General features: G+C 72.5%; 23 protein-coding genes and 1 tRNA gene. 10 read left to right on the top strand and 14 right to left on the bottom strand.

Translation table 11 applies throughout. From position 1 onward, the window contains the following. The first annotated feature begins 34 nt into the window (after positions 1–34). The 4 genes from QSJ60_RS11575 to QSJ60_RS11560 all read left to right on the top strand — a co-directional run bounded on the left by QSJ60_RS11575 (position 35) and on the right by QSJ60_RS11560 (position 2,640). Positions 35–508, top strand: a complete 474-nt coding sequence (locus QSJ60_RS11575) for an NfeD family protein (protein WP_229781856.1) — start codon at positions 35–37, stop codon at positions 506–508. After that, positions 505–1,428 carry an SPFH domain-containing protein gene (locus QSJ60_RS11570; protein WP_189086777.1) on the top strand — a complete coding sequence of 308 codons (924 nt, stop codon included), beginning with the start codon at positions 505–507 and terminating at the stop codon, positions 1,426–1,428. Before QSJ60_RS11575 ends, QSJ60_RS11570 begins: the two co-directional genes overlap by 4 nt. Beyond that, entirely contained in the window at positions 1,425–2,189 is a 765-nt protein-coding gene (locus tag QSJ60_RS11565; RefSeq protein ID WP_285463692.1) for a glycerophosphodiester phosphodiesterase family protein, read from the top strand. Before QSJ60_RS11570 ends, QSJ60_RS11565 begins: the two co-directional genes overlap by 4 nt. 85 nt (positions 2,190–2,274) lie before the next feature. Further along, positions 2,275–2,640 (top strand): RNA polymerase-binding protein RbpA, encoded by a 366-nt coding sequence (locus QSJ60_RS11560; protein ID WP_189086779.1) that lies wholly within the window; start codon positions 2,275–2,277, stop codon positions 2,638–2,640. Positions 2,641–2,709: 69 nt separating this feature from the next. Here QSJ60_RS11560 and lnt read toward each other — a convergent pair whose 3' ends face one another. The 9 genes from lnt to QSJ60_RS11515 all read right to left on the bottom strand — a co-directional run bounded on the left by lnt (position 2,710) and on the right by QSJ60_RS11515 (position 12,635). Then, positions 2,710–4,233 (bottom strand): apolipoprotein N-acyltransferase, encoded by a 1,524-nt coding sequence (lnt, locus tag QSJ60_RS11555; RefSeq protein ID WP_285463689.1) that lies wholly within the window; start codon positions 4,231–4,233, stop codon positions 2,710–2,712. A 59-nt stretch (positions 4,234–4,292) separates the two neighbouring features. Then, positions 4,293–6,725, bottom strand: a complete 2,433-nt coding sequence (locus tag QSJ60_RS11550; RefSeq protein WP_285463688.1) for a DEAD/DEAH box helicase — start codon at positions 6,723–6,725, stop codon at positions 4,293–4,295. A 9-nt stretch (positions 6,726–6,734) separates the two neighbouring features. Beyond that, positions 6,735–7,487, bottom strand: coding sequence for a twin-arginine translocase subunit TatC (tatC, locus tag QSJ60_RS11545; RefSeq protein WP_189086813.1), 753 nt, complete (start codon positions 7,485–7,487; stop codon positions 6,735–6,737). Positions 7,488–7,538: 51 nt separating this feature from the next. Then, positions 7,539–7,769 carry a twin-arginine translocase TatA/TatE family subunit gene (gene tatA / locus QSJ60_RS11540; RefSeq protein WP_189086781.1) on the bottom strand — a complete coding sequence of 77 codons (231 nt, stop codon included), beginning with the start codon at positions 7,767–7,769 and terminating at the stop codon, positions 7,539–7,541. Between the two features lie 39 nt (positions 7,770–7,808). Further along, positions 7,809–8,819: a helix-turn-helix transcriptional regulator gene (locus QSJ60_RS11535; protein WP_285463686.1), complete on the bottom strand. Its 1,011-nt coding sequence runs from the start codon at positions 8,817–8,819 to the stop codon at positions 7,809–7,811. Then, the gene (locus tag QSJ60_RS11530; RefSeq protein ID WP_285463684.1) at positions 8,819–9,835 is read right to left on the bottom strand and encodes a helix-turn-helix transcriptional regulator; all 1,017 of its coding nucleotides are present in this window, start codon (positions 9,833–9,835) and stop codon (positions 8,819–8,821) included. Before QSJ60_RS11530 ends, QSJ60_RS11535 begins: the two co-directional genes overlap by 1 nt. A gap of 49 nt (positions 9,836–9,884) precedes the next feature. Continuing rightward, the gene (locus QSJ60_RS11525; protein WP_189086784.1) at positions 9,885–10,859 is read right to left on the bottom strand and encodes an FKBP-type peptidyl-prolyl cis-trans isomerase; all 975 of its coding nucleotides are present in this window, start codon (positions 10,857–10,859) and stop codon (positions 9,885–9,887) included. Positions 10,860–10,920: 61 nt separating this feature from the next. After that, positions 10,921–11,931, bottom strand: a complete 1,011-nt coding sequence (locus QSJ60_RS11520; RefSeq protein ID WP_189086785.1) for a tRNA (adenine-N1)-methyltransferase — start codon at positions 11,929–11,931, stop codon at positions 10,921–10,923. Next, positions 11,928–12,635, bottom strand: a complete 708-nt coding sequence (locus tag QSJ60_RS11515) for an HAD family hydrolase (RefSeq protein ID WP_230768746.1) — start codon at positions 12,633–12,635, stop codon at positions 11,928–11,930. The genes QSJ60_RS11520 and QSJ60_RS11515 overlap by 4 nt, the downstream gene beginning before the upstream one ends. A 77-nt stretch (positions 12,636–12,712) precedes the next feature. Here QSJ60_RS11515 and QSJ60_RS11510 point away from each other — a divergent pair, with 77 nt between their 5' ends. Next, positions 12,713–13,624, top strand: coding sequence for a PAC2 family protein (locus QSJ60_RS11510; protein WP_230768747.1), 912 nt, complete (start codon positions 12,713–12,715; stop codon positions 13,622–13,624). A gap of 46 nt (positions 13,625–13,670) precedes the next feature. Here the strand turns inward: QSJ60_RS11510 and QSJ60_RS11505 are convergent, their stop codons facing one another. Together QSJ60_RS11505 and QSJ60_RS11500 are read right to left on the bottom strand one after the other, a co-directional pair. After that, positions 13,671–14,489: an undecaprenyl-diphosphate phosphatase gene (locus QSJ60_RS11505; protein WP_285463681.1), complete on the bottom strand. Its 819-nt coding sequence runs from the start codon at positions 14,487–14,489 to the stop codon at positions 13,671–13,673. 70 nt (positions 14,490–14,559) lie between these two features. Further along, positions 14,560–15,885 (bottom strand): M20/M25/M40 family metallo-hydrolase, encoded by a 1,326-nt coding sequence (locus tag QSJ60_RS11500; RefSeq protein WP_285463680.1) that lies wholly within the window; start codon positions 15,883–15,885, stop codon positions 14,560–14,562. A 200-nt stretch (positions 15,886–16,085) separates the two neighbouring features. Here QSJ60_RS11500 and QSJ60_RS11495 point away from each other — a divergent pair. From QSJ60_RS11495 to QSJ60_RS11475, 5 genes are all read left to right on the top strand, one after another. Beyond that, positions 16,086–16,170, top strand: a tRNA-Leu gene (locus tag QSJ60_RS11495). A gap of 130 nt (positions 16,171–16,300) precedes the next feature. After that, positions 16,301–17,002 (top strand): DnaE2-dependent mutagenesis accessory factor ImuA', encoded by a 702-nt coding sequence (gene imuA', locus QSJ60_RS11490; protein WP_285463679.1) that lies wholly within the window; start codon positions 16,301–16,303, stop codon positions 17,000–17,002. Next, positions 16,999–18,537, top strand: a complete 1,539-nt coding sequence (locus tag QSJ60_RS11485) for a Y-family DNA polymerase (protein WP_285463678.1) — start codon at positions 16,999–17,001, stop codon at positions 18,535–18,537. The genes imuA' and QSJ60_RS11485 overlap by 4 nt, the downstream gene beginning before the upstream one ends. Positions 18,538–18,550: 13 nt before the next feature. Next, a complete protein-coding gene (locus tag QSJ60_RS11480; RefSeq protein ID WP_285463677.1) occupies positions 18,551–21,982 on the top strand; it encodes an error-prone DNA polymerase in 3,432 nt (1,143 codons plus the stop codon). 71 nt (positions 21,983–22,053) lie between these two features. Further along, complete coding sequence (locus tag QSJ60_RS11475) at positions 22,054–22,920, top strand: DUF3097 domain-containing protein (RefSeq protein WP_230768804.1); 867 nt, start codon at positions 22,054–22,056, stop codon at positions 22,918–22,920. 30 nt (positions 22,921–22,950) lie between these two features. Here the strand turns inward: QSJ60_RS11475 and QSJ60_RS11470 are convergent, their stop codons facing one another. From QSJ60_RS11470 to QSJ60_RS11460, 3 genes are all read right to left on the bottom strand, one after another. After that, positions 22,951–23,697 (bottom strand): SDR family oxidoreductase, encoded by a 747-nt coding sequence (locus tag QSJ60_RS11470; RefSeq protein ID WP_285463676.1) that lies wholly within the window; start codon positions 23,695–23,697, stop codon positions 22,951–22,953. A gap of 75 nt (positions 23,698–23,772) precedes the next feature. Further along, complete coding sequence (locus QSJ60_RS11465; protein WP_189086793.1) at positions 23,773–24,861, bottom strand: VIT1/CCC1 transporter family protein; 1,089 nt, start codon at positions 24,859–24,861, stop codon at positions 23,773–23,775. A 206-nt stretch (positions 24,862–25,067) separates the two neighbouring features. Next, on the bottom strand, positions 25,068–25,544 hold the full coding sequence (locus tag QSJ60_RS11460; RefSeq protein WP_189086794.1) for an Lrp/AsnC family transcriptional regulator: 477 nt from the start codon (positions 25,542–25,544) through the stop codon (positions 25,068–25,070). Positions 25,545–25,566: the final 22 nt, after the last annotated feature.

Below are 25,566 nucleotides of genomic sequence, written 5' to 3'. Positions count from 1 at the left end.
TAGTTTCGAGTGGGGCGTTCGAAGGAGAAGGAAAGTGGATGTACTGACCGAGTACGCCTGGATCGCGTGGATCGTGCTGATCCTCGCGTTCGCGACGATCGAGGTCTTCACGCTCGAGATGACTTTCCTGATGCTCGCGCTCGGCAGCGTCGCCGGACTCGTCTCGGGCGCGTTCGGCATCCCCTGGTGGGCGCAGTTCCTCGTCGCCGCCATCGTCGCCGTCGTGCTCATCTTCACCCTCCGCCCGCCGCTCCTGCGGAGGCTGCGACGCGGCGGCGATCCGGCCAGGAGCAACATCGACGCCCTGATCGGCGCAGACGGCGCCGTCGTCAGCACGCTCACCCAGGCCGGCGGCCAGGTCCGCCTGCAGAACGGGGAGACCTGGACCGCCAGGCTCTCCCCCATCACCGAACAGCGCGATGTCGCGGTCGGCGAGAAGGTCCTCGTCACCGGCATCGACGGTGCGACGGCCGTCGTCGTGCCGGTAGAGAGGAGCGCCGCGTCGTGATCGACGTCCCCACCATCATCCTGACGGTCGTCGTGGTGGCGATCGCGATCTTCGTGATCGTGATCCTCGCCCGCTCGATCCGGATCATCCCCCAGGCCTACTCCGGCGTCGTCGAGCGCCTCGGCCGCTACCACAAGACGCTCACGCCCGGGCTGAACGTGCTCGTGCCGTTCATCGATCGGCTGCGCCCGCTCGTCGACATGCGCGAGCAGGTGGTCTCGTTCCCGCCGCAGCCCGTGATCACCGAGGACAACCTCGTCGTCTCGATCGACACGGTCGTCTACTTCCAGGTGACCGACGCGCGCGCGGCCACCTACGAGATCGCGAACTACCTGGGCGCCGTCGAGCAGCTGACGACCACCACGCTCCGCAACGTGGTCGGCGGGCTGAACCTCGAGGAGGCGCTCACCAGCCGCGACAACATCAACGGGCAGCTCCGCATCGTCCTCGACGAGGCCACCGGCAAGTGGGGCATCCGCGTCTCGCGCGTCGAGCTGAAGGCGATCGACCCGCCCGTGTCCATCCAGGACTCGATGGAGAAGCAGATGCGCGCCGAGCGCGACCGCCGTGCCGCGATCCTCACCGCCGAGGGCACGAAGCAGTCCGCCATCCTCGAGGCGGAGGGCCTCCGCCAGGCCGAGATCCTCCGCGCGGAGGGCGACGCCAAGGCCGCCGTGCTGCGCGCGCAGGGCGAGGCCGAGGCCATCCAGACGGTCTTCCGCGCCATCCACGAGGGCGACGCCGATCCGAAGCTGCTCGCCTACCAGTACCTGCAGACGCTCCCCCAGCTCGCGCAGGGCCAGGCCAACAAGCTCTGGATCGTGCCGAGCGAGCTCACCGAGGCGCTGAAGGGCATCGGCAAGGCGTTCACCCCCGGCGGCGCGCCCGGCGCCCGTACGGAGGGCCAGCCTCCGCAGTGAGCGACGACGTCACGACGGCGTACTTCGAGGGCGAGCCCCCGCGCGTACTGGCGCACCGGGGGCTCGCCCTCGAGGCTCCCGAGAACACCCTGCTCGCCTTCGCGAAGGCCGTCGCGATCGGCGTCACCCACGTCGAGACCGATGTGCACGTCTCGCACGACGGCGTCGCGGTCATCGCGCACGACCCGAGCCTCGAGCGGGTCGCCGACCGTCCGGTCCGCGTCGACCAGCTCACGATGCCCGAGCTCCGGCGCGTCGAGCTCGGCGAGGGACAGGGGTTCGCGAGCCTGGCCGAGGCGCTCGACGGCTTCGGCGAGACCCGGTTCAACATCGACGTGAAGACCGAGGGGGCGGTGGCGCCCACGATCGAGGCGGTGCTGCGCACTCGCTCCGCCGACCGCGTGCTGCTCACGAGCTTCTCCGAGCGCCGTCGGCTGCGCCTCGCCACAGCGATCCCCGGGGTCGCGACGTCCGCGGGCGGCAGCAGCGTCCTGGCGGCCCGCTCCGCGGCGCTGAGCGGCAACCGGGCGCTCCTCCGCCGCGCACTGCGGGGCGCGCGGGCGCTGCAGATCCCCGAGCGGGCGAACGGCATCCGGCTGGTCACGCCGCGCTTCCTCCGAGCGCTGCACGAGCTCGGCGTGGAGACCCACGTGTGGACGGTGAACGATCCGATCGACATGCGTCGGCTGCTCGCCCTCGGCGTCGACGGTCTCGTGACCGATCGGGCGGACATCGCGCTCGAGCTGATCGCGCAACACTGAGAATTCCCCGACAATTCCACGGCCGCTGGCAAGGGAACGCCCAGCTTGATCGTTTAGAACTGTAAGCGATCGAGAGGAGCCCACCATGGCCGACCGGAGCCTTCGAGGCATGCGAATCGGTTCGCAGAGCCTGCAGAGTGAAGACGGCGTGGTGTTCGCCGACCGCGCCGAGTACACCTACCGCTGCGCGACGTGCGAGCGCGAGACCGTCATGGTCTTCTCCACCGAGGCCGAGCTCCCCGAAGTGTGGGAGTGCCGCTTCTGCGGTGCGGAGGCGACGCTGCTCGTCGACTCCAAGCCCGTCGAGGTCGACCGCTCCGGCGAGAAGGCCGCGCGCACCCACTGGGACATGCTGCTCGAGCGCCGCACGATCCCCGAGCTCGAAGAGCTGCTCGCCGAGCGCCTCAACTACCTGCGCGCCCGTCGCGGCCAGCAGAAGATCGGCGCCTGAGCACCTTCCGACACGACGAAACGCCCCGCAGCAGCGGGGCGTTCGTCATTTCTCGAACGGACTGGCCGCTCAACTCCGTCGACGACGGGCCGCGATGCCCGCGGCGATGAGCCCCGCGAACGAGAGCACGCCGATCGCGCCGGGCACCCACGGCCCGAGGAAGACCGCCGGTGTGAGGCCGGTGCGGAGCTCCACGTCGGTCAGCATCGCGCCGGGCACATCGGCCTTCAGGCCGTCGATCGTGCGACCCGTGGGATCCATCACCTGGCTCGTGCCCACGGTCGAGAGGTTCACGACGGAGCGCCCGGTCTCGATCGCCCGGAGCCGCGCGATCGCGAGCTGCTGCAGGTTCTCGTCGGTGCCGCGGAAGTCGGCGTTGTTCGTCTGCAGCAGATAGACCTCGGCGCCGTCGCGGGCGCCCTCCCAGATGAGGTTGTCGTAGATGACGTCGAAGCAGATGGCGAGGCCGGCCAGGGTGCCGTCGAGGTCGAACACCGGCGGATTGGTGCCCGCCGAATATCCGCGCTGCACCAGGGAGATGAGGTCCGGCGCGAAGAGCATGTAGAAGTCGCGATCGGGGATGTACTCGCCGAACGGCACGGGGTTCCGCTTGTCGTAGAGGGCGGTCGCTCCCTCGCCGGCGCGCCAGAGCATCGAGGTGTTGTAGAACTTCTCGTCGCGGTAGCTGACGGCGTTCATGATGAACGGGGCGTCGACCCGCTCCGCGATCCGGTCGAGCGCTGCCGCGGCGCTCGGATCCCCCAGCGGGTCGAGGTCGACCGAGCCCTCGGGCCAGAGCAGCACGTCGACGTCTTCGGCGCCGAACAGCGGTTCGCTCGCGTCGAGCTGGCTGCGGAAGACCTCACCGGGCTCGCGCTCGTCGAAGTACCCGGCCGGGCCGTTGCCCTGCGCGCTCGCGACGCGGAACTCGCCGTTCGGCGCGGTGGGCCAGGCCGGCAGGAGGAGCGCGACGACGAGCGTGGCGGCGACGGGCAGCGCACCGCGCCAGTCGTTCCAGGAGCGGGCGCGGAGCCATTCGATGATCGCCGCCACGAGGAAGACCATCACGAAGCCGAGGCCCGAGGAGCCGACCCAGGAGACGAGCTGGGCGAAGGGGCTCTCGGATTGGCTGAGTGCCGCTCTCGCCCACGGGAATCCCCCGTACGGCACCGAGCCCACCACGTTCTCGCGGAGCACCCAGAGGCCCGCGACGAGCGCGGGCAGGGCGACGAGCCGACCGAACCGACCGGGGGCGGCACGAGGCATCCACCGGTACGCCAGCGCGATCGCGAGCGCGCCGACCGCGACGAAGACCGCCTCGAAGAGCGAGAGGGCGAGCCACGGGATCGGACCGAGGTAGCGTCCCGTCCAGGAGACGTCGACGAGGTAGAAGGTGGCGCCGAAGACGTAGCCCATGAGCAGGGCCCCGCCGATGCTGCGCCCGACCAGCGTCAGGAGCGCGAGCGCGATGCCGACGAAGGCGAGCGGCCAGATGCTCGCGCCGGGGAAGCCGAGGTCGTAGACGAAGGCGGCGCCGACGGCGACGGGGAGCGCCGCCCACCAGGGCAGCAGCGAGCGAGGGCGTTCTGGCACGGGGGAAATCCTAGGCGCTGGAAGCTGTGGGTCGGCCGCGCTCGCGATCGTCGCGTCGCTCACGCGACGACCGTGTCGATCACGACGCCGCGACGCACTCCGTCGATCGCGTCCCGGGCGCGGATGGCGAGCTCGGAGTCCGCGACGATCGAGATCTGGTCGAGGAGATCGATGACCTGCTTCGTCAGACGCACGAAGTCGCCGGCGGCGAGTTCGATGTCCTCCAGGACGACGCCGAGCGGCACGCCGCGCGCCCACGCGTGCATCGCCTGCGCGAGCGCGGGAGACGGCTGCTCGGGGCCGCTGAGGCGGTGGTCGCGCTCGAGGTCGTCGAGTTCCGACCAGACGTCGGTCGTGCGGTCGAAGGCCTCCCGGAACCCGCCGCGCGGAAGCCGGTACTCCACTCCGCGGTCGTCGCGGCGCGGCTCGTACACGAGCGCCGCCGCCATGGCGGCGAGCCCGGGCGCGTCGAGCTCGGTCCAGAGCCCGCGGCGCAGCGACTCGGCGACCAGCAGGTCGCGTTCGCCGTAGATGCGCTTGAGGATGCGGCCGTCCGGCGTGGAGACGAGGGCGCCGTGGCGGTCCCGCTCGAGGTAGCCCAGCCGTTCGAGCACCTCGGTCACCCGGTCGAAGCGCTTCGCGACCTGGCCGGTGCGGGTGCGGATCTGGGACTGCAGCTGGTCGTGCTCCTTGCGGAGCCGCCACCAGCGCTCGGCCCAGCGCGCGTGCGCCTCCCGCTCGGCGCAGCCGTGGCAGGGGTGGGCGCGGAGCGCCTTGCGCAGGCCGGCGATCTCCCGCTGCATCCGCTCGCGCTGGGCGTTCGTGGGATTGCCCTTGGCCTGCTTGCGTTCGAGTTCGGCGATGTTCCGCCGGATGCCAGCGTACTCGCCGAAGTCGCCGAGGTGGCAGCGCATGGCCTGTTCGAAGCCGGCGAGCGACTCCTCCTGCTTGCGGAGCGTCCGCGCGAGGTCGACGACCGCGCGGTCGGCCTGGAACTGGGCGAAGGAGAGCTCGAGGATCTGCCGGGTGCGCTCCCGGCCGAACTGGTCGATCAGATTCACCGCCATGTTGTACGTCGGCTTGAAGCTCGAGTTCATCGGGTAGCTGCGGCGCGAAGCGAGCGCGGCGACCGCCTCGGGGTCGAGCCCCTCCACCCACTGGATGACCGAGTGCCCCTCGACGTCGATGCCGCGGCGGCCCGCGCGCCCGGTGAGCTGGGTGTACTCCCCCGGCGTGATCGGCACCCGCGCCTCGCCGTTGAACTTCTCGAGCTTCTCGAGCACGACCGAGCGCGCCGGCATGTTCACGCCCAGCGCGAGCGTCTCGGTGGCGAACACGACCTTCAGCAGCTTCTGCTGGAAGAGCTCCTCGACGATCTCCTTGAACGCCGGCAGCATGCCCGCGTGGTGCGCCGCGACGCCGCGCTGCAGGCCTTCGAGCCACTCCCAGTAGCCGAGCACCGCGAGGTCCTCGTCGCGGAAGGTGCGCACGCGCGCCTCGACGATCTTGCGGATCTCATCGCGTTCGGGCGCCTCGGTGAGCCGGAGGCCGCTGCGCAGCAGCTGGCGGACGGCCTGGTCGCAGCCGGCGCGGGAGAAGATGAAGACGATCGCCGGCAGCAGGTGCTTCTGCTGCAGCATGGCGACGAGCTCCGGGCGATCCATCCGCCCGCTCCCCTGCTGCCCGCGGTGGTAGCCGCCCCGGTCGCTCCCCCGCCGCCCGCGCTGGGAACGACCGCCGAGGGAGCGGCTGCTCGCGCGGGCGAGCTGCTTGAGCTCGGGGTTCACCCGGTGCGTCGCCGCCTGGCCGGACGAGTCGAACAAGTCGAGCAGCTTCTGCCGCACGAGCACGTGCTGCTCGAGCGGCACCGGCCGCTCCTCGGACACGATCACGTCGGTGTCGCCGCGCACGGCCTGGAGCCAGTCGCCGAACTCCTCCGCGTTCGACACGGTCGCGCTCAGGGAGACGAGGCGGACGGCCTCGGGAAGGTGGATGATGACCTCCTCCCAGACCGCGCCGCGGAAGCGGTCGGCGAGGTAGTGCACCTCGTCCATGACGACGTACGCGAGGCGGTCGAGGAGCGGCGAGTCGGCGTAGAGCATGTTGCGCAGCACCTCGGTCGTCATGACGACGATGCGTGCGCTCGAGTTGACGTTCGTGTCGCCCGTGAGCAGCCCCACCTGCTCGGCGCCCCAGGCGTCGACGAACTCCTGGTACTTCTGGTTCGACAGCGCCTTGATCGGGGTCGTGTAGAACACCTTGGTCCCGGGCTCCTGCATGGCGAGGAACACCGCGAACTCCGCGACGATCGTCTTGCCGGCGCCCGTCGGGGCGGCGACGAGCACGCTCCGCCCCTCGTCGAGGGCGCTGCACGCGGCCCGCTGGAAGGGGTCGAGGTCGAATCGGATGGTCGCCTGGAACTCCGCGACCCGCGGCTGCCTGCGTTGCTGCCGCGAGAGGGCGTACCGCTCCGACGGAGAGGAGGTCGTCACCCGTCCAGCCTAGACAGCCGCTCCGAACTCGGCGGCATTCCGCTTCGCGACACGGCGATCGTGCAGGAAGGAGAGGAACCACGCGACGAAGTACAGCAGGATCATCGGGATCGCGAGCAGGAACATCGAGACGACGTCGGCCGAGGGGGTCGCGATCGCCGTGAACAGGATGATGACGAGGATGGCGACGCGCCAGGCCTTGAGGATGGCCGCGGCGCTGAAGACGCCCGCGTAGTTCAGCAGCACGATGAAGACGGGCACGACGAAGGCGACGCCGATGGCGAGCACGAGCTTCAGCACGAAGTCGACGTACTCCTTCGCGGTCAGCCAGGCCGGCGAGGTGTCGGGGACGAAGCTCGTCATCACCTTGACGATGTTCGGCAGCACGAACCATCCGGCCGCGCAGCCGAGCAGGAAGAGCGGGATCGCGGAGGCGAAGAACGCGAGCGTGAACTTGCGCTCCCGGGTGTTCAGCCCGGGGACGAGGAACGCGAAGATCTGGTACAGCCACACCGGGCTCGAGATCACGATGCCGATCGTGAAGGCGATCTGCAGGCGCAGGTCGAAGGCGCTGCCGATCGTCGGGAAGACGATCTCGGCCTGCTTGCCGGTCGCCTCGGCGACCCGGTGCACCGGTTCCTGGATCGCGTCCCACACGAACAGGTCGGTGAGCACCCAGCCGCCGACGGCGCCGACGACGATCGCGATGGCGGAGATGAAGAGCCGCTTGCGCAGCTCGATCAGATGCGCTCCGAGCGACATCCGCTTCTCGCGGTTCTTCTCACCGCGCTCTCTCACCGCGGTCACGGGAGGTCAGGCGTTCTTGCCGGGGTCCGTGCTGCCGGCCTTGGGCTGCTCCTCGCTCGACTTGGCCGTGCCGTCCGCGGCGTCGTCGCCGGACTGGTCGGAACGGACTTCGCTCTTCAGGATCTTCATCGACTGGCCGAGGCTGCGTGCGAGGGCCGGCAGCTTGGGCGCGCCGAACAGCAGCAGGATGACCACAAGGATGATCAGCGCGTGCCAACCGGTGAAACCTTGAAACATGGGGGCTCGTCCAATGTTCGGAAACTCGTGGTGAACAGTCTAGCCGGTCGGACCAATGCCCGAGCCGCCGGTCGGGACGTCCGGTGTCTCGTACCCGGCGAGGCCCGCGCGCGCCCACTCCGCGACCGCCGCCCTGGCCTCGGCGGGGGCGACGACCGTGACGAGCCCCGGCAGCCCGGCGATGAGCCGCTTGAGGCCGTGGTAGTGCGCGACGCGCAGCGTCACCCGCAGCCGGTCCCCCGCCGGCTCGCTGCTGGAGTCGGCCAGATAGTCGGCGAGGAGGGGCAGGGTCTCCTCGGCCACGTCGACCACGACGTCGAGGTCGGTGTCGGAGCCGTGGAAGAGCGTGTCGGGCACTTCGCGTCCGCTGTGGTCGGCGATCGGCAGCTCGCTCACGAGGAGTCCCGTCATCCGGTCGACGCGGAAGTTTCGCATGTCCTCCCGGCCGTGGTCGTAGGCCTGGAGGTACCAGTCCGCACCGAGCGAGGCGATGCGCAGCGGGTCGACGCGACGCCGGGCCTGCTCCCCCAGCGCGTTGCGGTAGTCGAACTCGAGCTGGCGTCCCGCGGCGACCGCCTCGCGGATGCGTGCGAGCGAGGCGTCCGCCTCCAGCTCGGCCACCGCGAGCTGGGTGGGGGCGCCGGTGGTGCCGAGCCGGAGCTTCTCGAGCAGGGCGGCGAGCCTCGCGCTGCCGGCGTTCTCCGGCGATGCGGAGAGGTACTGGAGGCCCGCGATGAGGGCGCTCGCCTCGCGCGCCGACAGTCGCGGTGCGTCGTCGATCGCCACGTGGTGCACGATGACGATCACGTCGTCGTCCTCGAAGGAGTCCCAGTCGATGTCGAAGAGGTCGTTCGGCTGGTAGGTGCCCGTCTCACCCGGCAGGCCCGAGGTCGCGATCAGCCGGACCGCGTCCCGGATCTCGCCCTCACTCAGCCCGAAGTACTCCGCCGCCTCGGAGACGTCGACCACCCGCCGTTCGAGCAGGTACGGCACGAAGGCGAGCAGGAAGACGAGCTTGTCGGAGGCGCGCAGCGGCTTGCGTGCGGCCATCAGCCGAGCCCTGCCTCGTCGTGCGCCGCCACGACGATCGCGAGGCGCGCCCGCACCGCGTCGCGGAGCTCGGGCGGCGAGATCACGCGCACCTCCGGGCCGTAGGCGGCGAGCTCGTCGGCGAAGACGGCCGCGTCGGTGTAGTGCAGACTGATCACCCCGCGGTCGTCGTCGCGGAGCACGGCCCGCTTGCCGAGGCGGACCTCGGCGTCGCTGCCCGCGGTGACGGCCAGATCGGCCGTGTTCTGCAGGCGGAGCGCCTCGAGCTCGCCGAGGATGCGGTCCTGCACACCGGCGGGCGGCGCCTCGAAGGAGACCCCGGGCAGCACCTCCACCGGCCCGACGATGCGGGAGAGCAGGTAGGTGCGCAGGCCGTCGGCGTCGCGGTCGCGGCCGTGCAAATGCCAGCGGCCCTCGTGCAGCACGACGGCGTACGGCTCGACGCGGCGGAGGCGCGGAGCGGGTTCGCCGGGCTTGAAGTAGCGGAAGGACACGGCCTGCCGGTGGTCGAGGGCCTGGCGCAGCGGCTCGAAGGCGGCGTCGCGCACGCGCAGGCGCGGCGCGTAGCCGATGACCGGCTCGCGGGGCTCGATACCGAGGGCGCGGAGCTTCGTGAGCGCGCGCTGCGAGTCGGAGGACAGGGATGCCTCGCGCCACACCTCGGCGGCGAGGCCGAGCAGGGCGAGCTCGTCGGGGGTGAACGTGACCTCGTCGGGCAGGTCGTAGCGGCCCTTGGGGATGCGGTAGCGAAGGGACTGGTTGTCGCCGGGGCGGTCGGGCGACTCGATCGTCTCGAGCGGGATGCCGAGCTCGCGCACCTCGTCCTTGTCGCGCTCGAACTGGCGCTCGAGGCTCGCGTTCGCGCCCGAGGGGTCGTAGCGCTCGGCGTAGCCGCGCACGGTCGAGAGGATCTCCGACTTCAGCAGCCCGGTCTCGGTCGCGAGCAGCGCGAGCACGAGGCTGAAGAGGCGGTCCTCGACCTGGATGCGGGGCGTTCCCCGAGACTTCTCCGCCACAGCAGCGATCATACTGAACCGGCCGAGGCCGGTCGCCGCCGTGCGGGAATCAGAGGACGCCCAGAATGTCGACGACGAAGAACAGGGTGGCGTTCGGGGCGATGACCCCGTTGCCGGCGCCCTGCTCGCCGTAGGCCTCTCCGGCCGGGATGATGAGGCCGAGCTGCGAGCCCACCTGCTGGCCGATGAGCGCCGTGGTCAGGCCGACCGGCAGCCCCATCTGCATCGCGGTCTTCGCGTCGCTCGTGGCCCCGACGCGGGCGGGGGCGCCCTGCTCCCAGGTGGAGAGCTGGGAGATGACCTGGTTGTCGTCCCAGTTCACCGCGGTGAACTGCACGACGACGGTGTCGCCGTCCTTCACGACCGGGCCGTTGCCGCCCTTCAGCGTCTCGACCGCGGTGGTGTCCGTGGCGTCGGCGGGCGGGTCGGCCTTCGGCACGGTGATGCCGGGGCGGCCGTCGGGTGCGAGCACGACCGCGGGGAAGCCGTCGCGGGTGAGCTGCGGCGCGCCCTCGGCCTTTGTCGGGAAGGCGCGGAGCACGTCGAGGACGAACACCACTCCGTTCTTCGGGTCGGCGCCCGGCGTCGGCTCGCCGGCACCGCTCGCGTCGTAGTCGGCCGCGACGAACACGACCCGCGACCCCTCGCTGGCGCAGCTCAGTCCCTTGTCCATGGCGGGGATCGAGTCCGAGCCACCGCGGACGAGGAGCTGGCCCCCCGAGTCGCCGAAACCGCCGCCGCCGAGCTTCTCACCGGTGCCGCCGTCGTACGCGACGTACGCCACCTCGACGAGCTGGCCCTCGGCGATGGGCTCGCCTTCACCCTCCTGCAGCACCTCGCACTGGGTCTCGCCCGGGGTGAGCGGCGTGGGGAACTCCACCTTGGGCTCCGAGCCGAAGTCGCCCGTCACGGTGACCGCCTCGCTGGAGGCGCCGGGGGCGGCCTCCGGCGCAGGGCCGGTCGAGCAGGCGGAGAGGGCGACGGCGACGCCGAGGGCGGCGATGAGCGCGAGAGACGAGCGCACGGATCCTCGATTCTGGGATGCGGTCACGGAAGCCGCCTGGGCGGCGGTGAGCGTTGAAAGCCTACCCGGCATCGCCGGGGGCCTCGTCGATGGGGGCGCGGGCGTGCCCGGCCGCGGTGTCGGCGGCGCGGACGCGCTTGCGCAGCGCCTTGTCGCTGACCGTCCGCTCGCCGAGGGCGCCAGGCGTCCACGCCTCGACGTCCTCGTCGCTGAACTCCGTCTTCGAGGGGCGGCGCTTGAGTTCGGGCAGCACGGTGTCCGGCGCGAGCCGACGGGCGGTGATGAGGAAGCCGGTGTGCGCGATCATGCGGTGGTCCGGGCGGACCGCGAGACCCTGCACGTGCCAGCCGCGCACCATGGTCTCGTTCGCGTCGGGGTCGGTGTACTCCCCCGTCGCCCGGATGGCCTCGGCGACCCGGGAGAGCTGCGTGACCGTCGCGACGTAGCAGAGCACGACCCCGCCGGGCTTCAGGGCGCGGGATACGGCGCCGATGCACTCCCAGGGCGCGAGCATGTCGAGCACGACGCGGTCGACCGAGCCGTCGGCAACGGTCTCCGGCAGCGCCACGGCGAGATCGCCGAGGGTGATCGACCAGTTCTCCGGGTCGCGGCCGTGGAAGGTCGCGACGTTGCCGCGGGCGACCTCGGCGAACTCCTCGCGCCGTTCGAAGGAGTGCAGGCGGCCCTCCGGGCCGATCGCCCGGAGCAGCCACAGCGAGAGCGCGCCGGAGCCGACGCCGGCCTCGACGACGGTGGCGCCGGGGAACACATCGGCCTGGGCGAGGATCTGGGCCGCGTCCTTCGGGTAGACGATCGCCGCGCCGCGCGGCATCGACATCACGAAGTCGCTGAGCAGCGGCCGGAGCGCCAGGTACTCGACGCCGACCTCGTTCGCGACGACCGAGCCGTCGGGCAGTCCGATCACGGCGTCGTGGGCGATGCCGCCCTTGTGCGAGTGGAAGACCTTGCCGGGCTCCAGGGTGATGGTGTGCATGCGGCCCTTCGGGCCGGTGAGCTGGACGCGGTCGCCGACCCGGAAGGGCCCGCTCCGCTCGCCGCGGCTCTCGTTCACGCGCTGGCCTCCTCGGGCTCGTCGGCGAAGGGCCGCGCGGCGAGGTGGGCGCCGGCGGCCGCGAACAGCTGGGCGCTCGTGCGGCCCTCGAGCGTCGGCCACAGCAGGTGCGCGTCGCTGCCGTCCAGCGAGGCGATGTGCGGGATGCCGAGGGCGAACGCTCCGGAAGCGGCCGCGGAGGCGACTCCGGGCGGCGAGTCCTCGAGCGCGATGCAGGCGGTGATGTCGACGCCGAGCCGCTCGGCGGCGCGCAGGTAGGGCTCCGGGTGCGGCTTCGGGTGGTCCACCATGTCGCCGGCGACGAGCACGTCGAACGCCTCGAAGCCGGTGGCGGCGACGATGTCCTCCGCCATCGCGCGCAGCGACATCGTGACGAGACCGGTCGGCACGCCCGCCTCGCGGATCTCCCGCAGGAGCTCGCGCGCGCCGGGCCGCCAGGGCGCGCCCTCGGCGACGATCTGCTCGCGCACGCGGCCGGTGAGATGGTGCACGATCTCGTCGGCGGAGAGCTCGACGCCCGCCCGCTGGAAGACGGCGGCGGAGTCCCAGAGGCCGGATCCGACGAGCTGCAGCCCGTCCTCCTCGGTCCAGACGCCGCCGTACGAGCGGACGAGCTCGGCCTCGGCGCGGATCCAGTACGGTTCGGTGTCGACGAGCGTGCCGTCCATGTCCCAGAGGACGGCGGCGGGAAGGCGAGTGGTCACAACGGGCAAGTCTACGGGCACCGCCTATTGTGGAACCGAACCCGGATCGTCCGGGCGCAGGAAGCGGGGCGACGCCAGTGGACCATCCGGTCGGATTCGACGGCGGACGACTCCTCGTCGTGGCCTTCGAGGGGTGGAACGACGCGGGCGAGGCGGCGACCGGCGCGGCGAAGCTGCTCGTCCGTCGGCTCGGGCTCGTCGAGATCGCCGCGGTCGACCCCGAGCTGTACTTCGACTTCCAGTTCTCCCGCCCGTCGATCGTCTCCGGCGATGACGGTGTGCGGCGGATCGAGTGGCCGGGCGCTGCGATCCTCGGCCCCGGCGGCGAGCCGGAGCTCGACGAGGCGGACGAGCAGCTGACCGGCCCCGGCGCCGAGGGACTGCACGTGCTGCTCGGCGCCGAGCCGGCACGCAGCTGGAAGGCGTTCACCGCCGAGCTCGTCGACGCCGCCCTCGCTGCGGATATCGACGGCATCGTGCTGCTCGGCGCCATGCTCGCCGACGCCCCGCACACCCGGCCGCTCGCGGTCTTCGCCTCGAGCGAGAACCCCGAGGTGCGCACCGCGCTCGGCGTCGAGCGTTCGAGCTACGAGGGGCCCGTGGGCATCCTCAGCGTCATCGCCGACCAGGCCGAGCGCGCCGGCATCCCGACCGTCTCGCTGTGGGCCTCGGTGCCGCACTACGTGCACAACGCGCCCTCGCCGAAGGCGGTCCTGGCCCTGCTCGGCAAGCTCGAGGAGCTGACGGGGCTCTCGATCCCCCGCGGCTCGCTCGAGATCGAGTCGAAGGCCTGGGAGGCCGGCGTCGACGCCCTCGCCGCGGAGGACGACGAGATGGCCGCGTACATCGCCCAGCTCGAGGAGGCCCGCGACGCGGTCGACGCCCCCGAGGCGAGCGGCGAGGCGATCGCCAAGGAGTTCGAGCGGTACCTGCGCCGTCGTGGTGACGGCCCGGCCGGCGACGAGCCCTGGCGGCCTCGGGAAGGCTGAGCCGGGCGGCGCGCCGCGGTCCGCGCTCAGGCGAGCCGGGTGGGGCTCAGGCGCTCAGCACGCCCGTGCCGAGCAGCACGAGGAGCAGCCCGCCGAGCAGGATCCGGTAGATCACGAAGGGCAGGAAGCTGCGCTTCGAGATGTAGTTCATGAAGAACGCGATCACGAGCAGCCCCACCACGAAGGCGACGAGCGTCGCCGCGCCCGTCTCGACGAGCCCGTAGACGCTCGGTTCGCCGATGCTCTTGAAGAGCTGGTAGAAGCCGGAGCCGAAGACCGCGGGGATCGCCAGCAGGAACGCGTAGCGCGCGGCGGCGGCCCGCTCGTAGCCGAGGAAGAGCCCCATCGAGATCGTGCCGCCCGAGCGCGAGACGCCGGGGATGAGCGCGAGCGCCTGCGCGATCCCGAACAGGATGCCGTGCGGCACGTTCAGCTGCTCCAGGGTGCGGGTCTTGCGGCCGGCCCAGTCGGCGAGGCCGAGGATGATGCCGAAGACGATGAGCATCGTCGCGACGATCCAGAGCGAGCGGAAGGTCGTCTCGATCTCGTCTCGGAAGGCGATGCCGAGCGCCACGATCGGGATCGAGCCGACGATGATGAGCCAGCCCATCCGGGCATCGGGGTCGTTCCGCGGCACCCGGCCGGTGAACGAGCCGAACCAGTGCGAGATGATCCGCACGATGTCGCGCCAGAAGAACACGACGACCGCCGCCTCGGTGCCGATCTGAGTGATGGCGGTGAACGCCGCGCCCGGGTCCTGCGCGCCCGGCAGGAGCTCCCCGAGGATGCGCAGATGGGCGCTCGAGGAGATGGGGAGGAACTCGGTCAGTCCCTGGACCAACCCGAGGATGAGGGCTTCGATCACGTGTCGTGTGTCCGTTCGGTCGATGGCGTGCGGCGACGGAGACGATCGTAAGCCCCCTCCGTGGGCGGGCTCAGTATTCGAGCAGCAGGTCGCGGAGCACGCGGTGCCCGAAGGAGAGCGCGTCGAGCGGCACGCGCTCGTCGACGCCGTGGAACATCGCCGGGAAGTCGATCCCCTCCGGGAGGCGGAGCGGGGCGAAGCCGTAGCCGGCGATGCCGAGCCTGGAGAGCGCCTTGTTGTCGGTGCCGCCCGAGAGCAGGTACGGGAACACGGGGGCGCCCGGGTCGTGCCGGCTGATCGCCCCGGCGACCGCGTCGACGAGCGGGCCGGTCGTGGAGGCCTCGAGGCCGACGTCGCGGTGCACGATCTCGACCTCGACGCCCTCGCCGGCGAGCTCGCGGATCGCGGCGAGCACCTCCTCCTCCTCGCCCGGGAGGGTGCGGATGTCGACGAGCGCCTCGGCCCGGTCGGGGATGACGTTGTGCTTGTAGCCGGCCTCGAGCAGGGTCGGGTTGCTCGTCGTGCGGAGCGTCGCGGTGATGAAGCCAGAGGCGGAGCCGGTGGCGAGGGCGAGCTCGTCGGGCGAGACCTGCTGGGGGTCGACACCGAGGACGCCGGCGACGGCGGCGAGGAGCTCCGTGGTGGTGCCGGTGAGGCGCAGCGGCCACTCGGCGCGACCGATCCGTGCGACCGCCTCGGCGAGCTTCGTGACGGCGTTGTCGTGGATGAGGCGGGAGCCGTGCGCGGCGGTGCCGGTCGCGACGAGCCGCACCCAGAGCAGGGACTTCTCCCCGGTCTGCAGAAGGTAGGCCCGGGTGCCGCCGACGGTGATGGAGTAGCCGCCGACCTCGCTGATGGCCTCGGTGGCGCCGGCGAAGAGCTCGGGGTGGTGCTCGACGAGCCAGTGCGCGCCGTAGTCGCCGCCGGCCTCCTCGTCGGCGAAGAACGCGACGACGAGCTCGCGCTCCGGCTGGCGGCCGCTGCGCAGGATGTCGCCGAGTGCGGTGAGCATCATGGCGTCCATGTCCTTCATGTCCACCGCGCCGCGGCCCCAGAGCATGCCGTCGCGCACCTCGCCGGCGAAGGGGTCGACGCTCCAGTTGCGCGGGTCGGCGGGGACCACGTCGAGGTGGCCGTGCAGCACGAGCGCCGGCTTCTCGGGATTGCGGCCCGGCACGCGCGCCACGACGCTCGCTCGGCGCGGGGCCGACTCGAACAGCTGCGGGGCGAGGCCGAGGGCGGAGAGCTTGGCCTCGACGTACTCGGCGGCCTCGCGTTCGCCGTTCGCCCGGCCTTCGCCGTAGTTCGTGGTGTCGAAGCGGATCAGCTCCTGCGCGATGCTCGCCGTCTCGTCGAGCTCGTCGGTGATCGCGGGGGTCGTCGCTGCCTCGGCCATGCGCTCCACGCTACCGTGCCCGCCTCGTTCTCCCCCACTCCCCCGATCGCCCCGGCGCTGCGCGGTCGGAGAACGAGTTTCAGCAGCGTGATCTGCGCTTTCGGAGGGGCGGATGCCACGGCTGCCCGTGGTGGTCAAACAGCCCTCCGAAACCGTGCTAATGTCTTCTACGGCCCGCTGAGTGATCAGCGGGAAACCACGCGCGGGTGGCGGAATTGGCAGACGCGCTAGCTTGAGGTGCTAGTGCCCGTATAGGGCGTGGGGGTTCAAGTCCCCCCTCGCGCACGTGGTCGAAAGGGCCGGATCGAAAGATCCGGCCCTTTCGCGTTTTCCGGGTTCGATTCCCATTCGGAGAGTCGAATACCTGTTCGATCACGGACTTGCCGTTTTCGAATCTCTGTTCGAAACTTGATGGGTGACCTCGACCCTTCCCCAGCGCACCCGCCTCGAGCGGGTCGCCGAGCTGCAGAGCCGCATCCACGGCATGCAGGCGACGAAGCTCGAGGGGCGCTCGCTGCCCACGCATCCTGCGTTCTCGGAACTCCTCCCCGGCGGGGCGCTGCGCGAAGGAACGGTCACCGAGGTCCACGGTTCCGGCTCGCTGCTGATGGCCCTGCTCGCCGAGGCGAGCGCCGCCGGGCGCTGGTGCGCGGTCGTCGGCATCCCCGAGTTCGGGGTCGAGGCGGCCGAGCGCTTCGGGCTCGACCTCGATCGGCTCGCGCTCGTGCCCCGGCCGGGCCGGCACTGGTTCACCGTCGTCGCGACGCTCGCCGAGGCCATTCCGCTCGTCGCCGTCCGCCCCGGCGGGCGGGTGCAGCCGGCCGAGGCGTCGAGGCTCGCGGCCAGGCTCCGCGAACGCGGCGCCGCCCTCCTCGTGGCCGGCGGCTGGCCGGGCAGCGACGCGAGCCTCGGCGTCGAGTCGAGCGGCTGGAGCGGGCTCGAGCGCGGGCACGGCCTGCTCGCCGACCACGAGCTGCTCGTGCGCGCCTCCGGTCGCGGCGGCTTCGCGAGCGGGCGGCGGGCGCGGCTGCGGCTCGCAGCGGAGGCGAGGGGCTTCGCCGAGGTGCAGCCGCTGGCCGAGGTCCGCCGGCTCGGCGCAGAACGGCGGGCGGGATGATCCGGCACACCCGCACCATCGTGCTGTGGTGCCCCGATTGGCCGGTCCTCGCCGCGGCGCGCGAGGCCGGGATCGACCCGGCACGGCCGATCGCGCTCGTCGAGGGCGGCGCCGTGCACTCCTGCTCGGCTGCGGCCCGCCGCGACGGGGTCGCCAGGGGCCTCCGACTGCGGGAGGCGCAGTACCGCTCCCCCGAGCTCCTCGTGCTCCCCTACGACCCGGTGCTCGATCATCGCGCCTTCGAGCCCGTGGTGCGCGGGGTGGAGCAGGCGGTGCCCGCCGTGCAGCTGGTGCGCCCCGGCACGCTCGCGATGCGGGCCCGCGGCCCGGTCCGCTACTACGGGGGCGAGGCGCAGGCGGCGAGCGCCCTGCTCGGCACCGTCGACGCCCTCGGGGTGCCCGGGGCGAAGATCGGCATCGCCGACGGCCCATTCGCCGCCGAGCAGGCGGCCCGCACCGCGCTGCGCTCCCCCGTCGGCGTCGTCCCCGAGGGCGGCTCGGCCGAGTTCCTGGCACCGCTGCCCGTCTCGCTCGTCGTCGATCAGCGCACCCGCACGCTGCTCCTGCGGCTCGGGGTGCGCACGCTCGGGGAGCTCGCGGCGCTGCCGGCCGCCGACGTGCGCCGTCGTTTCGGCCCGGCCGGGGCGTTCGCGCACGAACGGGCCGCCGGACGCGAGCAGTCCGAGGTGGCGGCCCGCACGCCCCCGCCGGAGTTCGAGGTGGAGCAGCGTTTCGAGCCGCCGATCGACCGGATCGATCAGCTCGCCTTCGCGTTCCGGGTCTCGGCCGAACGGTTCATCGACCGCATCCGCGAGTCACGGCTCGTCTGCACCGCGCTCCGGGTCGAGCTGGAGGACGACCGCGGCGGTCACTCCGGGCGCAGCTGGCTGCACCCGCGCTGGTTCACCGCCCCGGAGGTGCTCGACCGGGTGCGCTGGCAGCTGCAGGGCGCGGGCAGCGCCGAGGCCGGGCTCGCCGCGGCGGTGACCCGGGTGCGCATCGTCCCCGAGCGGCTCGACTCGACCGGAGACCACGAGCCCGGGCTCTGGGGCGGCGGGCCCGACGAACGGGTGCATCATGCGCTGACCCGCGTGCAGGGGCTTCTCGGGCACGAGGGCGTCGCCACTCCGGCCGTCGGCGGCGGGCGGCTCCTCGTCGACCGGCAGGTGCTCGTCCCCTGGGGTGACCGCGCCCCGGCGGTCCGACCCGGGCCGTGGCCGGGCACCCTGCCCGCGCGGGCGCCGGCGAGCGTCTTCGACGAGCCGGTCCCGGTGCTCGTCCGCGATGCGGCCGGCGACTCCGTCACGATCGACGAGCGCGGGGCCATCGGCTCGCCGCCGGTGGGCTTCGCCCTCGCCGGGCGGCAGCTCGCCGAGGTGCGCGCCTGGGCCGGCCCGTGGCCCGTCGTCGAACGCTGGTGGGATCCGGAGCGCGCACGACGGGTGCACCGCTTCCAGCTCGTCGACCACGACGGCTGCGCCTGGCTGCTGCTCCGCGACGCCGAGGGCTGGTGGGCCGAGGCGAGGTACGACTGATGGGGCGCGGCTGATGGGCTGGAACAATCCGGAGATCCCGTGGTCCGAGCTCGAGCGCAAGCTGTCCGACCGCCGCCGGCCGACGCCGTCGAAACTCATCGCCGACGGCGGCGACGGCCCGGCGTTCAGCCGCAAGCGCGCCCCGTACCGGCCGAGCGAGGGGCTCGTCGCCCCGAGCGGGCCGCTCGTGCCCTACGCGGAGCTGCACGTGCACTCCAACTACAGCTTCCTCGACGGCGCCTCCCAGCCCGAGCAGCTCGTGGAGGAGGCGAGGCGGCTCGGGCTCTCCGGCCTCGCGATCACCGACCACGACGGCTTCTACGGCATCGTCCGCTTCGCCGAGGCGGCCGAGAGCTTCCCCGAGCTGCGCACGGTCTACGGCGCCGAGCTCTCCCTCGGTCTCTCCGCCCCGCAGCTGGGCGCCGCCGACCCCGAAGGCGAGCATCTGCTCGTCCTCGCCCGGGGCGAGGCCGGGTACCACCGGCTCGCGGCGGCCATCACGGCGGCGCAGCTCGCCGGGGGCGAGAAGGGACGCCCCGTCTACGAGCTCGAGCGGCTCGCCGAGCAGGCCGGGGGCGAGTGGGTCGTGCCCACGGGATGCCGCAAGAGCGCGGTGCGCCGGGCTCTCACGGCCGAGGGCGACGAGGGGGCCCGGCGCGAGCTCGACCGGCTGATCGCCCTGTTCGGCCGGGAGCAGGTGGTGATGGAGCTCTTCGACCACGGGCATCCCGGCGACCAGCGCGCGAACGACCGGCTCGCGGCGATCGCGGCGAGTGCCGGGGTGCCGCTGCTCGCCACGAACGCCGTGCACTACGCGACGCCGGGCGAGCACCGCCTCGCGAACGCCCTGTCGGCGGTGCGGGCCAGGCGCAGCCTCGACGAGCTCGACGGCTGGTTGCCGGCCTCGAACGAGCAGCACCTGCGCAGCGGCGCCGAGATGCTCGCGCGCTTCGCCCGGTACCCGGGGGCGGTCGAGCGCTCCGTCGTGCTCGCCGAGGAGCTCGGCTTCACCCTCCGCAGCGCCCGGCCCCGGCTGCCGAGACAGGAGGTGCCGGCGGGGCACACCCCGATGAGCTGGCTGCGCGAGCTCGTCCGGCAGGGCGCCGAGGAGCTCTACCCCGGCGTGCCCGAGCACGTGCGGCGGCGTCTCGACCACGAGCTCGCAGTCATCGAGCAGAAGGACTTCCCCGGCTACTTCCTGATCGTGCACGATCTCGTCGCCGAGGCGCGCCGGCGGGGCATCCTCTGCCAGGGTCGCGGCTCCGCCGCGAACTCGGCCGTCTGCTACGCGCTGCGGATCACCGCGGTGGACTCGATCAAGTTCGACCTGCCCTTCGAGCGCTTCCTCTCCGCCCTGCGCGACGAGGAGCCCGACATCGACGTCGACTTCGACTCCGACCGGCGCGAGGAGATCATCCAGTACGTGTACGCGAAGTACGGCCGGCAGAACGCGGCCCAGGTCGCGAACGTGATCAGCTACCGGCCGAAGGCGGCCGTGCGCGACATGGCGAAGGCGCTCGGCTACGGCACCGGTCAGCAGGACGCCTGGTCGCGGCAGGTGGAGCGCTGGGGCGCCGTCGTCGAGACCGACGACCACGACATCCCGGGTCCCGTGGTCGAGCTCGCCGAGCAGCTGCTCACCTTCCCGAGGCATCTCGGCATCCACTCCGGCGGCATGGTGCTCACCGACCGCCCGGTCGGCGAGGTCTGCCCGATCGAGCACGCCCGCATGCCGGGGCGCACGGTGCTGCAATGGGACAAGGACGACTGCGCCTGGATGGGCCTCGTGAAGTTCGACCTGCTCGGCCTCGGCATGCTCGCCGCGCTGCAGTACGCCTTCGACCTGATCGAGGCCCGCACCGGCGAGCACTGGGAGTTGCACTCCATCCCGAAGGAGGAGCCGGCCGTCTACGACATGCTCTGCCGCGCCGACTCCATCGGCGTGTTCCAGGTCGAGAGCCGGGCGCAGATGGGCACGCTCCCCCGGCTGAAGCCGCGCTGCTTCTACGACCTCGTGGTCGAGATCGCGCTGATCCGGCCGGGCCCGGTGCAGGGCGGTGCGGTGCACCCGTACATCCGACGGCGCACGGGCGAGGAACCGGTCAGCTATCTGCACCCGAAGCTCGAGCCGGTGCTGAAGCGCACCCTCGGGGTGCCGCTCTTCCAGGAGCAGCTCATGCAGATGGCCGTCGCCGTGGGCGACTGCACGGCGGCCGACGCCGATCTCCTGCGCCGGGCGATGGGCTCGAAGCGGGGCGTGCAGAAGATCTCGGAGCTGCAGGAGAAGCTCTACGCGGGGATGGCCCGCAACGGGCTCTCCCAGGCGGACGCCGACGCGATCTACGGCAAGATCGAGGCCTTCGCGAACTTCGGCTTCGCCGAGAGCCACGCCCTGGCGTTCGCGCTGCTCGTCTACGTGAGCTCGTGGCTGAAGCTGCACTATCCGGCGGCGTTCCTCGCCGCGCTGCTGCGGGCGCAGCCGATGGGCTTCTACTCGCCGCACACCCTGACCGCCGACGCCCGGCGGCACGGGGTCCGCATGCTCCGGCCCGACATCCTCCGCTCCGCGGTGCACGCGGGGCTCGAGCCGCTCGACCGGGTCGACGTCCGAGGTCCGCTCGGCGATCCTGGGCGGCCGCCGAGCGGCTTGGACGGATGCTGCGACGCGGAGCAGCCGGAGGTCGGCGACTTCGACCGGGCGGCGCCCGACCGTTCGGCCGAGCACCGCCGCGACGGCGCCTTCGCCGTGCGCCTCGGGCTCGCCGATGTCGCCTCGATCGGCACGGCGGTGGCCGAGCGCATCGTGGCCGAGCGCGAGTCCGGCGGCCCCTACCGAGACATGGCCGACACGGCGCGCCGGGCCGGACTCGACACCGAGCAGCTCGAGGCGCTCGCCGCCGCCGGCGCCTTCGAGACGTTCGGGCTGGCGCCGCGCGAGGCGCTGTGGCTCGCGGGCGAGGCCGCGCAGGACCGGGCGGAGTTCCTGCCGGGCTCCGTCGTGGTGGTGCAGCCGCCGCTGCTGCCCATCCTCAGCGAGGCCGAGCAGGTGGTGTACGACCTCTGGGCGACGGGCATCTCCCCCGACGACCATCCGATCCGGCACGCGCGCGAGGAGCTCGACGCGCGCGGCGCGGTGCGGATCGACCGACTGCAGGCGGTGGAGTCGGGACGGCGCGTCGAGGTCGGCGGGGTCGTCACCCATCGGCAGCGTCCGGCGACCGCTTCGGGGATCACCTTCCTGAATCTGGAGGACGAGTCGGGCACCCTCAACGTGATCGCCGGGGTCGGCGTCTGGAACCGGTACCGGCGGATCGCGCGGGAGGCGCCGGCGATGGTCGTCCGAGGCATCCTGGAGCGCTCGCCGGAAGGCGTGACGAACCTCGTGGTCGACCGCTTCGAGCGGCTCACCGTGCAGGCGCCGCATCGCTCGCGGGACTTCCGCTGAGCCCCGCCCCACTCCCCGCGCGATCGCCGTGTCTCCGCCCCTGGGCCGAGCGGGTCGGTTAGCCTCGACCGGTGCCCGCCACCCCGCCCTTCGATCACGACCCCCACGACCGCTACGGCAGCGATGTGCTCGCCGGAGACTGGAAGGCCAGGGGACGCCCGACGATCCCCGAGGTCGCGGCCGAGCGGGACCTCGTGGTGGAGCTCGCGGACTCGGGCTTCTGCGGCGCGATCCTCGGCATCGAGCAGGGCAACGTCGTGCTCGAGGACCGCTTCGGCGGGCGCCGGCTGTTCCCGCTCGGCCACGGCTTCCTCCTCGACGGGCGCGCCGTGCGGCTCGTCGCGCCCAAGCCGAAGGCGCCGGCCGGTCGGCTGCGCACCGCCTCGGGCTCCTTCGTCGCCGAGGCGGCGCCCGCGAGGGTGGCGCTGCCGAGCCGCATCTTCGTCGAGGGGCGGCACGACGCCGAGCTCGTGGAGAAGATCTGGGGCGCAGACCTCCGCGTCGAGGGCGTCGTCGTGGAGTACCTCGAGGGCGTCGACGTGCTCGCCGACACGCTCGCAGACTTCCGGCCCGGCCCGAAGCGCAAGGTCGGCGTGCTCGTCGATCACCTCGTGCCGGGGTCCAAGGAGCAGCGCATCGCGGACGCCGTGGCCCGCGGGCCGCACGGCGCGCACGTGCTCGTCGTCGGGCACCCCTACATCGACATCTGGCAGGCGGTGAAACCCCAACGGCTCGGGGTCGAGGCGTGGCCCGTCATCCCCCGCGGCACCGAGTGGAAGCACGGCATCTGCGCGGCCTTCGGCTGGCCGCACGCCGAGCAGGCCGACATCGCCCGGGCCTGGCAGCACATCCTCGGCCGGGTGCGCGGCTACGGCGATCTCGAGCCCGCCCTGCTCGGGCGAGTCGAGGAGCTGATCGACTTCGTGACCGCGCCGTAGCCGGTTCCCGTTCGGCCGCCCGGCACCGGCTCAGACCGAGAAGCCGCCGTCGCTGTGGATCAGCTGACCGGTCACCCAGCGCCCGTCCTCGGAGACGAGGAATCGGACGAGGCGCGCGGCGTCCTCCGGGGTCCCGAGCCGCCCGCTCGGCTGCTCCGCGACGAGGGCGGTGCGGGTCGCGTCGTCCATCCAGCCGGTGTCGACCGGTCCCGGGTTCACGAGGTTCGATCGGATGCCGAGGCCGCCGAGCTCGCGGGCCGCGGCCACGACGATGCGATCGAGCGCGCCCTTGCTCGCTCCGTAGGGCAGGTTGCCGACGGTGTGGTCGCTGGTGAGCGCCACGACGCTGCCGCCGCCCGAGGGGATCTGCTCCGCGAAGGCGCGGATCAGCAGCCAGGCCGCCCGGGTGTTCACCGCGAAGTGTCGATCGAAGCTCTCGAGGGTGGTGTCGAGCAGACCGGAGTCGACGCTGTACGCGTGGGAGAGCACGAGCGCGGAGACGGGGCCCAGCTCCGCGCCCACCTCGGCGAGCAGCCGTGCCGGCGCGGCGGGGTCGGCGAGATCGGCGTCGAGCCGCAGGCTGCGGACGCCGTGCGCGGCGAGCTCGGCCTCGAGCAGCGCCGGGTCGCGGTCGGGGTCCCCGCCGTAGGGCAGCTCCCGATCGCGTTCGGCCGAGCTCGTCACGGCCACATCCCAGCCGTCGCCGGCGAGGGCGACGGCGATCGCGTGCGCGATGCCGTTTCGGCGGCCGGCTCCGGTGACGAGTGCGACGGGCATGCGGCTCCTCCTCGGCGCCTGCGGCGCGCGGCTCGACTGACTCGTGCCGCCCGGCCGGCGGCACGAGTCGCCACGCTAGCCGATCGTGGTGCCGAAGGCGAGGCCGAGCACGTAGGTCACGGCGGCGGCGCCGAGGCCGATCGCGAGCTGGCGCAGCGCTCGCTTCAGGGGCGAGGCCCCGGACAGCAGGCCGACGGTCGCGCCCGTCGCGAGCAGCGCGATGCCGACCAGCACGGTCGCGAGGAGCACCGCGGGCAGCCCGGTCATGCCGAAGAGGTACGGCAGCACCGGGATGAGCGCGCCGGAGGCGAAGAAGCAGAAGCTCGAGAGCGCCGCGGCGAGCCCGGTGCCCACCGCCTCGTCGTCGTGCTCGGCGACGCCCAGGGCATCGGTCGGGGTCGGCTGCTGCTCGACGGCGTGCACTCTCGCGACGACGAGGGCGGCGTGCTCGGCCGCCTCCGCCGGATCCATCCCGCGGGCGCGATAGACGAGCGCCAGCTCGTTGGCATCGATGTCGAGGTCGGGCAGCGCCTCGCGCGCGGTCGGGTCCGGCGCGGACGCCTCGAGCAGCTCGCGCTGCGATCGCACGGACACGTACTCGCCCGCGCCCATCGAGAGCGCGCCGGCGAGGAGCCCGGCGATGCCCGTGAACAGCACGACGGGGGCGGGGACGCCCGTCGCGCCGATGCCGAGCACGAGCGCGAGGTTGGAGACGAGTCCGTCGTTCGCCCCGAACACGGCGGCGCGGAAGGTCCCCGCGAGACGCCGCCGACCGCGCGCGGCCAGACCGCGGACGACTTCCCCGTGGATCCGCTCGTCGGCGGCCATCGCCGCGGTCGCGTCGGGGTCGCTCGCGTAGGGCGAACGGGCCTCCGCCCGCTGGGCGAGCGCGAGGACGAAGATCGAGCCGAAGCGGCGGGCGAGCCCGCCGAGCAGGCGGGTACGGATGTCCGCACGCGGGACGCCGCGCTCGTCTCCGCCGAGCAGCCCCAGCCAGTGCGCCTCGTGACGGCCCTCGGCCGCGGCGAGGGCGAGCAGGATCTCGCGCTCCTCCCCCTCACGACGGGCCGCCAGCTCGCGGTAGACGGCGGCTTCGGCGCGCTCGTCGGCGAGATAGCGGCGCCACCTGGCGCGATCCGCTGCGGTGCCCTGCGGCGTGCTCATGCTGCTCCTTCTCACGGGCGCGCGTCGACGACGTCGGCCCGCGCCATCGCGTGGGCCGCGCTCGCGGCCTCAGCCAAGTTACCGGCGCGGCCGGTCGAAACGGCCTGAAACGGCGGGATTCGCAGCATTTCGGATTCCCGAACGTCCTTCGGTCCGCCGAAGCATCCCGGGTCCGCGGCGAGGGCGGCGGCCGCCACCGGCGCGACTCAGCCGACGAGGTGCTGCCAGCCGTCGCCGGCGGCGTACTCGAAGATGAGGTTCGTCTCGGTGTGGGCGACGGCGGGGTGCCCGGTGAGGTGAGCGAGCACGAACTCCCGCAGTTCCTCGGCGTCGCGCGCGGCGACGTGCAGCAGGTAGTCCTCGGCGCCCGCCATGTGGAAGACGGCGAGCACGCCGGGCAGGTGCGGCACGGCCTGCCGGAAGGCATCGATCTCGCTGCGGTCGTGCTTCACGAGGCGCACGGCGATGAGCGCCTGCAGGGAGACCCCGAGGGCGGCGAGGTCGACGTCGACGCGGAAACTGCGGATGATGCCGAGGCTCTGCAGGCGGCGGAGCCGGAGCGAGACCGTGGACTCGGCGACCCCGACCTCGGCGGCCAGGGCTGCGCCGGAGGCGCGGGCGTTCGACGAGAGGGCGGCGATCAGTGCCCGGTCGACGCGATCGAGTTCGGCTTTCTGCGCCATCGCACGCTCCTTCAGGAAGTAA

Source organism: Agromyces sp. NBRC 114283 (assembly GCF_030268405.1).
GTDB classification, from domain to species: Bacteria; Actinomycetota; Actinomycetes; order Actinomycetales; family Microbacteriaceae; genus Agromyces; species Agromyces mediolanus.
Note: the sequence above shows the minus strand (reverse complement) of the source record. Positions and strands in the feature narration are given on the sequence as shown.